The organism is Microvirga ossetica (assembly GCF_002741015.1).
GTDB lineage: Bacteria > Pseudomonadota > Alphaproteobacteria > Rhizobiales > Beijerinckiaceae > Microvirga > Microvirga ossetica.
Map to the genome: position 1 here is coordinate 885,793 of NZ_CP016617.1, position 13,442 is coordinate 899,234.

Sequence of the window (13,442 nt, forward strand, 5' to 3'; positions counted from 1 at the left end):
TGCCGGGCGGGAAAAGGGCTAGCCGGGCTCCGGTGGAGGTCGCACCCCACGCTGGTCGAACAGGAGTTGCCACGCCCTGACGGCCCGACTGGACTGGGCCGGGAATCCGGTCCCGCTGTTCTGCTGCCAGAGCGTGGAGTTCGGCTGGTTGCATCGCTCGCCCCCTGGCGAAGTCCGCCATCAGGGCCGGGCGCTGTCGTCGAAGCCGACGACGTCGAGCATCCATCCGTCGTCCGGGTTGGCGATGCTGAAGGACGTGGCGGTCATCCCGGCCACGATCATCTTCGCGTCGATCCTGGTCTCCTTACGGTACTGCTTGAGCGCCTGGGATGGGTGGGTGCGGCCGGCATTCGTCTCGTTATCCGTGTGGCGGCCAACGGCAGGATTCGCGGCCCGAAGCCGCCCGGATCTGCCGGTGCTTGAGCCTTTCAGGCGCTGGCGGCCCCATGGATACAGCGAAACCGACCGAAAGAAGCCCAGAATGGCTGAATACAGCTTTCATCTTGGTGTCTGAGCCGTCATCGAGTCGCTTGTATGTTTAGTAAGAATATGCATTACTGAACAAATCACTAAACAAGCCGGACCACCGGCGGGGCCCTTCGGGGTCGGTGAGGAAACGCATGATCGAGACTTTCCCCCGCCGGACTTTCTGCGGCGGTCCGATGCCGCTATCGGCCCATCGGCCGGAGTGGTTTATCCAAACCGATCACGGAGGGACGTATGAAGACACTCACCATTGCAGGGAGTGCACTAGCGGCCTCGCTCGTTTGTGGAGCCGGCGCTGCGCAAGCACAGGGTAAGACCATCACCTTGTGCTGGGCCGCTTGGGATCCGGCGAACGCCCTTGTGGAGCTCTCGAAGGACTTTACGGCGAAGTCTGGCGTGACCATGAAATTCGAGTTTGTGCCCTGGCCGAACTTCGCGGACCGCATGCTCAATGAGCTGAATTCCAAGGGCAAGCTGTGCGATCTCATCATCGGCGACTCGCAGTGGATCGGCGGCTCTGCCGAGAACAAGCACTACGTGAAGCTCAACGACTTCTTCGCCAAGGAAGGCATCAAGATGGATGACTTCCTGCCCGCCACCGTCTATGCCTACTCGACCTGGCCGAAGGGCTCGCCGAACTACTACGCGCTGCCCGCGATGGGCGACGCCCTCGGCTGGACGTACCGGAAGGATTGGTTCTCCCGTCCTGAGCTGCAGGCCGAGTTCAAGCAGAAATACAATCGCGACCTCGCTCCGCCGAAGACCTGGACCGAACTCAAGCAAGTCGCCGAATTCTTCCAGAACCGCCAGATCGACGGCAAGACCGTGTATGGGGCAGCGATCTTCACCGAGCGCGGCTCGGAGGGCATCACCATGGGCGTCACGGCAGCGCTCTATGCCTGGGGCCTGCAGTACGACGATCCGAAGAAGCCCTACGCCATGGACGGTTTCACCAACTCCAAGGACGCGGTCGAGGCCCTCGAGTTCTACAAGTCGCTCTACAAATGCTGCACGCCGCCCGGCTACACCAACGCCTACATGCAGGAGGGTCTCGACGCCTTCAAGTCGGGACAGGTGGCGATGCAGATGAACTGGTTCGCCTTCTTCCCCGGGCTTTTGAAAGACGAAAAGGTGGGTGGCGACAAGATCGGCTTCTTCGTCAATCCGGCCCAGAAGGTCGAGGCCTCGACGCTCGGCGGGCAGGGCATCTCCATCGTCTCCTACTCGCCGAACCAGGCGGAGGCGCTCGCTTACATCAAGTGGTTCGCGCAACCCGATGTCCAGAAGAAGTGGTGGTCGCTCGGCGGCTACGCAGTTCACAAGGCCGTCGTCGAGGGTCCGAACTTCACCAAGTCCGCCCCCTTTGCGGCCGATTTTCTGAAGGCCATGGGCGGCGTCAAGGACTTCTGGCAGGAGCCCGCATACGCGCAACTCCTCCTCGACATGCAGAAGCGCGTGCATGACTACGTGGTCGCCGACAAGGGCACCGCAAAGGAGGCGCTCGATCTCCTCGTGAAGGATTGGGAGAAGTCCTTCACTGAGGAAGGCAAGATCTAACGCTACTCGATCATGCGGCACGAGACGAGCGCGCCCGCCTCGTGCCGCCGAAAGTTCCGACCGCACCCGGATTGGCACTGCTATGAACGTCGAAGCATCCCCGATGCGATTTGCCGAAAAGGCCGTCACCGTCGCGCCGGCCGCCCCGGCCCGGCGCCTGCGCAGTCTCTCGGACCGGACGATCGCCTGGCTCTTCATCGCGCCGACGATCGTCCTGCTTCTGGCCATCAACGTCTTCCCGTTGATCTGGACGGTCCGTCTCTCATTCACGAACTACCGCGCCAACCGGACGAACGTGCCGCTGCGCGATGTCGGGCTGCAGCACTACAACGACATTCTGACGAACCCGGATGTATGGGCCGCCATGCAGGTCACCGCGCGGTTCGTGATCGCCACGATCCTGATTCAGACAGTGCTTGGCTTTACCCTCGCCTGGCTTGTCGACAAGAAGTTCCGCGGCCACGGGCTATGGACCACGGTCATCCTCCTGCCGATGATGCTTTCGCCGGCGGTTGTCGGGAATTTCTGGACCTTCCTGTACCAGCCGCAGATCGGCCTGTTCAATTACGTCGTGTCATTCTTCACCGGCATCCCGCCCTCCTCATTCCAGATGCTGGGCGACCTGACGCTTTCCCCGTGGGCCATCGTGCTTGTCGACACCTGGATGTGGACGCCTTACGTGATGCTCATCTGCCTCGCGGGGCTGCGCTCCATCCCAGATTATATCTATGAGGCGGCTGAGGTCGACCGGGCGTCGAAATGGCGCCAGTTCTGGACGATCACGTTGCCGATGGCGGCGCCCTTCATCATGCTGGCGGTGCTGTTCCGCGCCATTGAGAACTTCAAAATGTTCGACATGGTCAACCTTCTCACCGGCGGCGGGCCGGGTTCGACGACGGAGGTCGCCTCGATCACGCTGAAGCGCGAGGCGTTTGAGAAATGGCGCACTGGCTACTCCTCCGCCTTCGCGATCATTTTGTTCGTCACAGTCTTCGGCCTTGCCAACATCTACGTGAAAGCGCTCAACCGGTTGAAGCAGAGATGAGCGGCAACGTTACAGCCCATTCAGTCGTCGAGCCGTCGTCGCTGACGAAGCGCATCGCGGGCATCCTGGTCGTCCTGTACGCGATCATCACCATGGTGCCGCTCGGCTGGATCGTTCTGACGGGCTTCAAGTCGCCTCCAGACTCGATTTCATACCCGCCGAAGATCCTGTTCGATCCGACCCTCGAGGGCTATTGCAATCTCTTCACCACCCGCTCGCGCCAGACCGCCGAGTATCTGGCGAGCCTCCCGCCGCCGTCGGGGACATGCGAGTCGATCGCGCGCGCCCGGAATTTGGTGGTGGTGTCCGAATCGAAGTTCGTCCCGCGCTTCTGGAACTCCGTCGTCATCGCCTTCGGGTCGACCGCCCTCGCGGTGTTCCTCGGCACCCTCTCAGCCTACGGGTTCTCGCGCTTCCGGGTGCCGCTCAAGGACGACCTGCTGTTCTTCATCCTCTCGACCCGTATGATGCCGCCGATCGCGGTCGCGATCCCGATCTATCTCATGTACCGGGAACTCGGCCTGCAGGATACGAAGCTCGGCATGATCCTGCTCTATACGGCCGTCAACGTATCGTTGGCCGTCTGGCTGCTCAAAGGCTTCATTGACGAGATCCCGCGCGAGTACGAGGAAGCCGCGATGATCGACGGCTACTCGCGCCTGCAGGCCTTCCGCAAGGTGGTCCTGCCGCAGGCTGTGACCGGCATCGCAGCGACCGCGATCTTTTGCCTGATCTTCGCGTGGAACGAGTATGCGTTCGCGGTGCTGCTCACCTCAGGCGAGGCGCAGACCGCGCCGCCCTTCATCCCGATCATCATCGGCGAAGGCGGACAGGACTGGCCAGCGGTGGCGGCCGGAACCACGCTCTTCCTCGTGCCGATCGTGATCTTCACCGTGCTGCTCCGCAAGCATCTCCTGCGTGGCATCACCTTCGGAGCGGTGCGCAAATGATGCAGGAACCCGCCAGGACCTCGCAGCGCAAGCGCCTCTCCCCACGCGGGGTCGCCGAGGCTGCCGCGAGCATCGTCATCGCCCTCGGGGTCGTCATGCTGATGCAGCCCCTCTCGCTCACTCTATACGGCTGGTCCTTCCCGATGACGCTCGTCGGCACGGTGATGTTTCTCGTCGGTTCGAAGCTTCCGGAGTAAGGTGATGGCGACGATCGACGTCCGGGACCTCAACAAGACCTTCGGCGAGTTTATCGCGGTTCGAGACTCTTCGTTCACTGTGGATGATGGTCAATTCGTCTGCCTTCTCGGGCCGTCAGGTTGCGGCAAGACGACGACCCTGCGGATGATCGCTGGACTCGAACTCCCGACTTCGGGCTCGATCAACCTTGCCGGTGAGGATGTGACGTACAAACGGGCCTCGGAGCGCGACATTGCCTTCGTATTCCAGCTCTTCGCGCTCTATCCGCACATGAACGTGCGCCGGAACATCGAGTATCCCTTGCACAACATCGGAATGCCGAAGGCCGACATCGCCAAGCGGGTCGCCGAAGCGGTCCGAATCCTGCGCATCGGCCACCTGCTCGATCGCTCCGTATCCGGCCTTTCCTCGGGTGACCGCCAGCGGGTGGCGCTCGGCCGCGCGATCGTGCGAGAGCCCGCGGCGTTCATGATGGACGAGCCGCTCGGCGCGCTCGACGCGGAGTTCCGGCATCTCATGTGCGGCGAGCTTCGCACACTCCATGACCGGCTCAAGGCGACGACGGTCTATGTCACCCACGACCAGCTCGAGGCCATGTCGATGGCGGATCGCATCGCGGTGATGAACCAGGGCGTGATCGAGCAGTTCGGACCACCGCAGGAGATCTATGACCGGCCGGCGACGCTGTTCGTCGCCGGCTTCATCGGCTCTCCGCCGATGAACTTCATCAACTTCGCGGGAGCGCTGGCCCGCGGCCAACGGGAGATTCGCGTCGGCGAGCGCAGCCAGCCGGTGCCGGAACTTCTGGAAGACCGGGCCGAGGGCGAGCATGTCCTCGGCGTCCGGCCGGAGCATGTCCGCATCTCGGACGAAGGATGGCTGCGCGGCGAGGTCTACGGGTCGGAATATCTCGGCACGACGCAGATCGTGACCATCCGGACGGCCCGCGGACGGATCCGCGCCAGGTTGCCCGCGGACTCGATCGTGCCGCGGGGCCGGCAGGTCGGCCTTACGCTGAATCCCGACAAACTCTCGATCTTCGACGGGGCCACGGGCCGGGCGATCCGCACGGCCCTGCACGAGGGAGGGCTGCTTCATGGCTAGCGTCGAATTCGACCGGATCTCGAAGCGCTTCAAGGACGTGGAGGCCGTCGCCGACCTGTCGCTCACCATTGCGGACGGAGAGTTCGTCGTCCTCCTCGGTCCGACCGGCGCCGGCAAAACGACAACCCTGCGCCTCGCTGCCGGTCTTGAACGCGCCGATGCCGGATCGATCCGGATTGGCGGAGTGGATCGAACGAGCGCCGATCCGGCGCTGCGCGACGTCGCCTTCGTGTTCCAGCAATACTCGCTCTATCCGCACCTGTCCGTTTACGACAATCTCGCTTTCCCGCTGCGCTCGCCCTTGTGTCGCATGGCTGAGGATGCGATCCGGGCGCGCGTGACGGAGATCGCCCGCCTTCTGGGTATCGATGACAAACTGCAGAACCCGGCGACACGTCTCTCGGGCGGACAGATGCAGCGCGTCGCCATCGGTCGCGCGCTCGTGCGCCGGCCATCGGCCTACCTCATGGACGAGCCTCTCTCGTCCCTTGACGCGAAGCTCCGGGCCGATCTGCGCCTCGAACTCGTCCGGATCCAGCAGGAGCTGGGCGCGACGATCCTCTATGTCACTCACGATCAGATCGAGGCCATGACCATGGCCGACCGCATCGGCGTGATGGAGGCGGGACGGCTCGTCCAAGTCGGGACGCCCCGCGACATCTACGAAAACCCGTCGACGACCCATGTGGCGACACGGCTCGGTCATCCGGTCGTGAACCTCATCCCGCGCGGTCTCATTCCGGACCTGCCCGCGCCGCCTCGAACTGTGCTGATCGGCGCGCGGACCGAGCATCTGCGCCTCAGCAAGGCGGGCGGGTCCGCGCAGGCATCAAACCTTGTCGGCGCGCTGTCATGGATCGAGCATCTGGGCGACCAGAACCATCTGCACCTGAAGGTCGGGGACATGGAGCTCGTGACCCTCGCCGAACCGGAGAGCGGGCTGAGCGTCGGTGACCGCGTCTCCGTGGAACTCGCACGCCCTCTGTTCTTCGATGATGCTGGCCAGCGAATTACGATATGAGGCACACCATGGAACCCGCCTTGCACACGAGCGAACGAGCCGAGTCCGACCTCACCCTTCGGGTCGTCCGCGCAGCCGCCGAGGCGGTGATCGGGCATGCGGACGAATTGACCGCCCTCGACCAGGCGATCGGCGACGGCGATCACGGGATCAACATGAAGCGCGGCCTTGAGGCTGTGCTGGCCGATCTCCCGCAACTGCAGGACAAGCCTCTCGGCGAGATGCTGAAGGCTATCGGCATGAAACTGGTCATGAAGGTCGGCGGGGCCTCCGGCCCGCTCTACGGCACGCTGGCGCTCGAACTCGGGAAGCATATGCCCGCGACTCCCTCGCGCGGCGACTTGGCGGCAGCCTTCGCTGCCGCCATCGAGGCCGTCAAGGCGCGAGGCAAGTCCGATCTGGCCCAGAAGACCATGCTTGACGTTCTCGCGCCCGTTCAGGCGAAGCTCGCCGAGGGCGCGGACCTGTGCGCCATCAAAGCCGAGGCGCTGCGCGCCGCCGAAGCGACAAGGCCGATACAGGCGCTCCGCGGCCGCGCCTCGTTCCTCGGCGAGCGCTCGATCGGCCATGTGGATCCGGGCGCGCGTTCGGCGGCTCTCTTCGTCGCGGCGATCTGCGACACACTGGAGGGGTGAGGCATGGCGAATGTGGGCATCGTGATCGTCTCCCATTCGCCGAAGGTGGCGGAGGGCGCGTCCGAGATGGTCCGCCAGATGGTGGGCAACACCGTTCCGGTCGCCCATACGGGCGGCAATCTCGATGGAGGCCTGGGCACCTCTGTCGAGGGGATCATGGCTGCAATCGAACGTGCCTGGTCGCCGGCGGGCGTCGCCATTCTGGTCGATCTTGGTGGCGCCGAGACGAACAGCGAAATGGCGGTCGAGATGCTGCCGGAGAATCGGCGCGGCAAAGTTGTGGTATGCAACGCGCCCATCGTGGAAGGGGCTGTGATCGCCGCCGCGGAATCGTCGGGAGGCTCATCTCTCGAGACCGTCAAGCGCACCGCCGAGGAGTTGAGCCCGTGAGGGTTGGAGTGACGAGATGAACAGGGCCTCGGCCAATATGATGCTGACGAACGCTGTCGGGCTCCATGCGCGCCCATCGGTGAAGCTCACCCAGCTCGCTAAGAGCTTCCGGGCGAATGTCGAGCTCGCGCTCGCTCCGGATGGTCCGTGGTCCGATGCGAAGAGCCCTGTACAGGTGATGCGGGTCAAGGCCGGGCGGGGCTCGGTTGTCCATGTGCGCGCCGAGGGCGAGGATGCGCAGGCCGCGGTCGCGGCCGTCGTCAATCTCGTCGAGCGCAAGTTCGACGAGGAGTGACGACCATGCCCGCCACCCGCCTCGTCGGTCGCCCCACCGCGCCGGGACTGGCGCGCGGGCCAGTCGCACTCCTCGATCGGGCCGGCGGCGAATGCCGGGTCACCGGCGACCCGGCATTCGAGGCAAGCGCCTTGCGCATGGCGATCCGGACCGCGATCGAGACGCTGAACCTTCTCGCCGCAGAGGCCGGCGACGCGGGCGCCGAGATTCTGGGTTTCCAGATCGCCATGCTGGAGGACGACGCGCTGTCGGCCGATGCCTTCGCGGAGATTGCGGCCGGCATCCCGGCGGATCACGCCTGGCGCCGCGCCCTTGATCGGGAGATCGCGGGCTACACCGCCTCCGAGGATGAGTATTTCCGCGCCCGGGCGACCGATCTCGAGGATATGCGGGACCGGGTCCTCGACGCGCTGACGGGCGCCGGCACCCGTACGATCCCGCCCGGGTCCGTTGTCTTCGCCGACAACGTGACGCCTTCCCGCTTCCTCGCCACCGACTGGACCGGAGGCGCCATCGTCCTCGCCGGCGGGAGCCCGACGAGCCATGTGGCCACCCTGGCGCGAGGGCGCGGCGTGCCGATGGTGGTCGGCGTGAGGATCTCCGCGGATGCGCTCGGATCAACCCCGTCCGAGGCGATCGTGGACGGCGCGACGGGCCTTGTCCTAATTGGCCCCGATGCGGCGGACCTGGAGGCGTTCCGATCGCTCGAGATGGCGGCGGCTGACACCGTGGCCCGTCATGCCGCCTACCGTCTGAAGCCCGCGGTGACTGCAGACGGCACGCCGATCGCCGTTCAGGTCAACATCGCCGATCCGGCGGAACTCGACGCGCTTGACCTCGCATCCTGCGACGGCATCGGGCTGGTGCGGACGGAACTCCTGTTCGGCGGCCGCGGGCTGCCCGACGAGGAGCATCAGGTCGCAATCTACCGGCGCATCGTCGAATGGGCGTCCGGCAAGCCCGTCATCATCCGCACACTGGACGCGGGCGGCGACAAGCCGATCCCGGGTCTAACCGAGAACGGCGAAACGAACCCGTTCCTCGGCCTGCGCGGCGTTCGCCTCACTCTCAAACACCTGGATCTGTTCAGAACGCAACTTCGAGCGCTCGCCCGCGCGGCCGCCTATGGGGGCATCGAGATCATGGTGCCGATGGTGACAGTCCGGGAGGAACTGTCCGCGTCCCGCGCACTTCTCGACGAGGCGGTGGCCTCGTTGTCTGCAGAAGGCCTGCCCCATCGACGGCCGCCGCTCGGCATGATGGTCGAGGTGCCTGCGGCCGCAATCGCGATCGATCTCTTCGACGCCGATTTCTTTTCCATCGGCTCGAACGATCTAACCCAATATGTCACGGCCGCGAGCCGCGACACCGCCTCCGTCGTGTCCCTCGCCGATCCCGCCCATCCGGCGGTGCTGCGCCTCATCGAAGAGGTCGCCGCTCACGGGGCGAGGAGCGGCCGCAAGGTGTCCCTCTGCGGGGATGCCGGGGCTGATCCCCGCATGCTGCCGCTGCTCCTGCGGCGCGGGCTGCGCACCGTCTCCGTCGCGCCGACCCTCGTGGCGACGACGAAGGCGGCGATCGCTGCCATCGACCTCCGGGACGGCGAGCGATGACGTCTCGCCCGGCCGACAAGGCGACGAAGACCGATGCAGTCGGCGCCTATAAGCAGATTCTGGCGGACCTGCTCGATCGCCGACCATCCGGGACGCGGCAACGCCTGGCCATTGCGCTCAACAAGAACCGCAGCTTCGTCTCGCAGATTACGAACCCGGTCTATCCGGTGCCGGTGCCGGTGCAGCACCTCTCGGTCATCTTCGAGGTCTGCCACTTCTCGCCCGCGGAGCGGCAGGCCTTCCTGGACGCCTATCACGCCGCCCATCCGCGCCGCCTGGTGACGGCCGGGCACGGGCCGGCCACGCGGCGCATCACCATCAATGTTCCCGACCTCGGCGACGCGAAACGCAATCGCGCCCTCGAAGACCTGATGGAAGAGATGGCCCGGCGCATCGCCCACATCATCCGCGCCTCAGAACGGAGGGAGCCATGAAGAAGTTCGTCAACGATGTCGAGACGGTCCTGTCCGAAAGCCTCGACGGGTTCGCTGCCGCTCATGCGGACATCGTTGTCCTTGGGCCCGAGCGAAAGTTCGTCAGGCGCCGCTCCCTCACGCACGGCAAGGTTGCGCTGATCTCGGGCGGCGGATCGGGCCACGAGCCGCTTCATGCTGGCTTCGTCGGACTTGGGATGCTCGACGCGGCGTGCCCCGGCCAGGTATTCACCTCGCCGACACCGGACCAGATGGTGGAAGCCGCCGAGGCTGTCGACACCGGCGCCGGATGCCTCTTCATCGTCAAGAACTATGAAGGCGACGTGATGAACTTCGAGATGGCCGTCGAGATGGCGGGCCGCAAGGTCCTGACAGTCGTCACAGATGATGACGTCGCGGTCGAGAACTCCCTCTACACGACCGGCCGGCGGGGCGTCGCCGGCACCCTCGTCGTTGAGAAAATGGTCGGCGCAGCCGCCGAGGCAAAGGCAGGTCTCGCAGAGCTCCAGACGCTCGGACAGCAGGTCAATAGCCAAACCCGCTCGATGGGCGTTGCACTGACATCCTGCACCGTACCGGCGGCCGGAAAGCCGACTTTCGAGATTTCAGACGACGAGATGGAGTTTGGCGTCGGGATCCATGGCGAACCGGGTCGGCGCCGTGTGCGCCTCGAGAAGGCGGATCGGATTGCCGAGGACTTGATGGCGCCGATCCTGGCGGATCTTGCGATCAGACCGGGCACCCCGGTCCTTCTCCTCGTGAATGGCTTCGGCGGCACGCCCGCAATGGAGCTTTACCTGATGTTCGACAGCGCGAAGCGCCTCCTCGACAACGCCGGCGCAATCCTGGCTCGCTCGCTCGTCGGCCCCTATGTGACCTCGCTCGACATGGCCGGCTGTTCCCTCACGGTGACAGTGCTGGATGACGTCTTGATTCGGCTTTGGGATCAGCCAGTGCACACGGCCGCGTTGCGATGGGGCGCGTAACCTCGCCGTGATTTCCCTCGCCTTGGATGGTACCGTCAGCTTAACCAGAGGGTGACGGAATGCTGGGAAATGAGGATTGGAGCCGACCCGTCATGCCCGCAACGCCAGCCATCGACTTTGTGCGCCATTCAGATGTGGCCCGCGTGACCGTGTTGCACGAATCGACCGAGGGATGGATTTCACCTGACCTCGCCTAATGTCAGGCGACTCGGATGGATTTCGGGCGCCCAAGCTCAAGCATGCGGTTCAAGGCATGGATGGCGATAGCCACCTCCGTCCTGCGACGCCGATCGTCCGCGAGTGCAAGGTGTCCCCGATCACTCGTTTCAGCCGGCTGATGGAGGCCTCCACCAAAGCCCGGCGAGTGTACCCGGATCTCTTCTGCCAGCCCATGCGTCCATGCTCGGCCATGCTGTGGAGATGCCGATCGCGCTGGGTCGGAGCATTCTCTGCCGTATCACTCGGCGCGGCAGTCGCTCGTGGTGGAACGATCACTTGCGCGAGCGTGTTGCACGGACCGGTGAGATCACGCAGACCGTCCTATGCCCCCGTTTAGCTGGACGATCATGCCGAAGGGCAGCATCAATATCTTGAGCTGGCAGCTCACGGATGACGGAGCATCGGGCATAGTCCCAAGAGTCCCGGACGACCCGCCGCATCCCGAGATTTCCATGCTCCCGCGGTTCGAGACGATCCTCATGATGTACGGGGCGGACTCCACGACTAACCGTCGCCATCATGGGGGTTGGCAAAGAAAAGGCCCCGCTAGGGAGCCTGAGTTTCAGGGAGGACCAATGAACTCCCAGCCCATGGCCAGTGTCATCCCGGCACTTGGGCAGGTCAATTCACCAAGTCTTTCAGACTGTTAAGAGACAACGATCCTGTGCCTGAGCGTGCGGGAACGCACCGCCAACATGGTCGCCCAGTGTCATCCTCTCTGGGTCGTTAGTGCCTCATCCCTGGCTGGAGAGATGGACAATGACCATGAGAGGCAGAGAGCTTTCCAACGAGACTTTACCTGATCTGGCCGATGTTGACCTTGCACCGCGCTCACCCGTTGCACTGTATCTGGTCGGAACTGTGGTGGTCATGAATGTCTGTGCGACCGTGCTGTCGCTGATGGCTTGACCACCCTGATAGCGCTGCCTGAGCGCGCCTATCTCGCAGGGTCATCGATGAGACAATTGCAGCTGGTGTGTGCTGCTATCGTCGTCATGGGCGTTGGCTCTGGCGCACTGGCCCAGAGCATCCTCTGACCTTGCGGATGGTCTGTCGTCAGGCCCGAGGGGTGGTTTCCGCCGAAGGTGTCATCGTCCTCAACACCAGCCCGATAACTTATGACCGTTATGTTGCTGCGGGTAGCTCATACGTTGTGGGTGAGGTCTTGGACCCTGCTTGGGTTCCAACAGCAGATACCCCGCAGTGCCCGATTGGGTATCGTTGTGTGCAACGCGCAAGGCCTTCGGGAAGTTGAGGGCGCTTCCGCAACTCGCGTCTGATCGACAATCCACAGGGCGAGCCTGCCGTTGAGGAAGGGTGTTCGTAATGATCCGCTTTCTGTGCAGCACGGAGAGATATCCGTGGCGAAGTACATGTCCGTGACGGTGGCATCGTCGCCATTCGTCAGGATGATGTGGGGGCGGGCCTCATGCTTCTATCCACTGTCGGGATAAGGTAGGCGGGCATGGAGATGCCCTTGATGGGAACGTGCATCGGATCGATGAGAATGTGCGACACCAAGGAAACTCAATCAGATCACAGCATCTCAGGCGTTCGGGTCGTTCCGGTTCAGAGAGAGTACAGGTCAAGAGCCCCGCTGAAGCGGGTCCGATACTGGTCGAGGCGTCGCTCATCCTTCTCATCGGCGGCCCGCTCGATGAATGGGGCGTAGTTGATGACGTTGATGGCCTTGAGGATCGGCGCCATCTTGCGGATCTCTGCCTCGCTCGACCCATATCCGCCCAGAAAGGCCTGCTTGGCATCAACCGATAGATCGTGCAGCGACAAAGCCAGATCCCAATACGGCGCAATGTTGGAGGAGCAGAACTCCCAGTCAATCACGGCAGTGACCTCGCCCGCCTCATCGACCATGACGTTCTTGAGCCGCATGTCACCGTGGTTGAGAACTGGATCGGCGTCCAGGTTCTCGATCCCACTCAAGGTCTCATGCAAACTTTTGAGCTGTGACTTCGACAGCATCTTGTTGGCCGCAAGCACCTTGAGACGTTGCTCGACATTCAGCTCGCGCTTGAGATACTCGGCCCAAGTCTCCTTGCGTGAGAGCTGATTGTTCGACCAGTCGAAGGTGTGCCCGAAGCCGCTGGTCGGAATGGTGTGGATCAGCGCCGTCAGGCGTCCCATTTCGCGCAGGATTGCCATCCGCTCCGGGTGGTGGGTTGCCTCGCTGCCCACGACCTTGCGCGACACCATATACGGAATCGGCACAGCATCGGCACCAACCTCAAGCACCTCGGGTACCGGCACGCCGACCTCCTGGGCGCGGGCGATCGCCCACTGCTCTTTCAGATACTCCTTGACCTTGGCTGGCTGTGGGTTCATCCGGACGATGAAGTCGCCGTCCCTGTGGTTGGCCTCGAAGACGAAGTTGCTGATGCCTCCACCCATCGGGCTGATGCGCTTGGGCTTGGACCCGAAATGATGGGTGATGATCGCCCGGGCCATGGCCCGGGCCTGACGCTCATCGACACTCGGAGGCTCCGGCATGCCG

The 13,442-nt window shown here is 63.8% G+C and carries 15 protein-coding genes; 13 read left to right on the top strand and 2 right to left on the bottom strand.

What is annotated here, in order from left to right:
* Window positions 1-180: 180 nt before the first annotated feature.
* Window positions 181-495 (bottom strand): hypothetical protein, encoded by a 315-nt coding sequence (locus tag BB934_RS51480; protein ID WP_472436443.1) that lies wholly within the window; start codon window positions 493-495, stop codon window positions 181-183.
* A 225-nt stretch (window positions 496-720) separates the two neighbouring features.
* Here BB934_RS51480 and BB934_RS32150 point away from each other — a divergent pair, with 225 nt between their 5' ends.
* From BB934_RS32150 to BB934_RS47620, 13 genes are all read left to right on the top strand, one after another.
* A complete protein-coding gene (locus BB934_RS32150) occupies window positions 721-2,043 on the top strand; it encodes an ABC transporter substrate-binding protein (protein ID WP_099513915.1) in 1,323 nt (440 codons plus the stop codon).
* 103 nt (window positions 2,044-2,146) lie between these two features.
* The gene (locus BB934_RS32155; RefSeq protein WP_237050406.1) at window positions 2,147-3,088 is read left to right on the top strand and encodes a carbohydrate ABC transporter permease; all 942 of its coding nucleotides are present in this window, start codon (window positions 2,147-2,149) and stop codon (window positions 3,086-3,088) included.
* A complete protein-coding gene (locus BB934_RS32160) occupies window positions 3,085-4,038 on the top strand; it encodes a carbohydrate ABC transporter permease (RefSeq protein ID WP_099513917.1) in 954 nt (317 codons plus the stop codon). The genes BB934_RS32155 and BB934_RS32160 overlap by 4 nt, the downstream gene beginning before the upstream one ends.
* A complete protein-coding gene (locus tag BB934_RS32165) occupies window positions 4,035-4,235 on the top strand; it encodes a hypothetical protein (RefSeq protein WP_237050407.1) in 201 nt (66 codons plus the stop codon). Before BB934_RS32160 ends, BB934_RS32165 begins: the two co-directional genes overlap by 4 nt.
* Before the next feature lie 4 nt (window positions 4,236-4,239).
* Entirely contained in the window at window positions 4,240-5,340 is a 1,101-nt protein-coding gene (locus BB934_RS32170; protein ID WP_099513918.1) for an ABC transporter ATP-binding protein, read from the top strand.
* The gene (locus tag BB934_RS32175; RefSeq protein ID WP_099513919.1) at window positions 5,333-6,361 is read left to right on the top strand and encodes an ABC transporter ATP-binding protein; all 1,029 of its coding nucleotides are present in this window, start codon (window positions 5,333-5,335) and stop codon (window positions 6,359-6,361) included. The genes BB934_RS32170 and BB934_RS32175 overlap by 8 nt, the downstream gene beginning before the upstream one ends.
* An 8-nt stretch (window positions 6,362-6,369) precedes the next feature.
* Window positions 6,370-6,996: a dihydroxyacetone kinase subunit DhaL gene (dhaL, locus tag BB934_RS32180; protein ID WP_099513920.1), complete on the top strand. Its 627-nt coding sequence runs from the start codon at window positions 6,370-6,372 to the stop codon at window positions 6,994-6,996.
* Window positions 6,997-6,999: 3 nt separating this feature from the next.
* Window positions 7,000-7,386, top strand: a complete 387-nt coding sequence (gene dhaM, locus BB934_RS32185) for a dihydroxyacetone kinase phosphoryl donor subunit DhaM (RefSeq protein ID WP_099513921.1) — start codon at window positions 7,000-7,002, stop codon at window positions 7,384-7,386.
* A gap of 16 nt (window positions 7,387-7,402) precedes the next feature.
* Complete coding sequence (locus tag BB934_RS32190) at window positions 7,403-7,681, top strand: HPr family phosphocarrier protein (RefSeq protein WP_099513922.1); 279 nt, start codon at window positions 7,403-7,405, stop codon at window positions 7,679-7,681.
* 5 nt (window positions 7,682-7,686) lie between these two features.
* Window positions 7,687-9,294, top strand: a complete 1,608-nt coding sequence (ptsP, locus tag BB934_RS32195) for a phosphoenolpyruvate--protein phosphotransferase (RefSeq protein ID WP_099513923.1) — start codon at window positions 7,687-7,689, stop codon at window positions 9,292-9,294.
* Window positions 9,291-9,728, top strand: a complete 438-nt coding sequence (locus tag BB934_RS32200) for a hypothetical protein (RefSeq protein ID WP_099513924.1) — start codon at window positions 9,291-9,293, stop codon at window positions 9,726-9,728. The genes ptsP and BB934_RS32200 overlap by 4 nt, the downstream gene beginning before the upstream one ends.
* A complete protein-coding gene (gene dhaK, locus BB934_RS32205; protein ID WP_099513925.1) occupies window positions 9,725-10,714 on the top strand; it encodes a dihydroxyacetone kinase subunit DhaK in 990 nt (329 codons plus the stop codon). The genes BB934_RS32200 and dhaK overlap by 4 nt, the downstream gene beginning before the upstream one ends.
* A 984-nt stretch (window positions 10,715-11,698) precedes the next feature.
* A complete protein-coding gene (locus BB934_RS47620; protein ID WP_210422179.1) occupies window positions 11,699-11,842 on the top strand; it encodes a hypothetical protein in 144 nt (47 codons plus the stop codon).
* A 660-nt stretch (window positions 11,843-12,502) separates the two neighbouring features.
* On the opposite strand, the gene BB934_RS32220 is transcribed toward BB934_RS47620, so the two are convergent.
* Window positions 12,503-13,438 carry a phosphotransferase family protein gene (locus BB934_RS32220; RefSeq protein WP_099514303.1) on the bottom strand — a complete coding sequence of 312 codons (936 nt, stop codon included), beginning with the start codon at window positions 13,436-13,438 and terminating at the stop codon, window positions 12,503-12,505.
* Window positions 13,439-13,442: the final 4 nt, after the last annotated feature.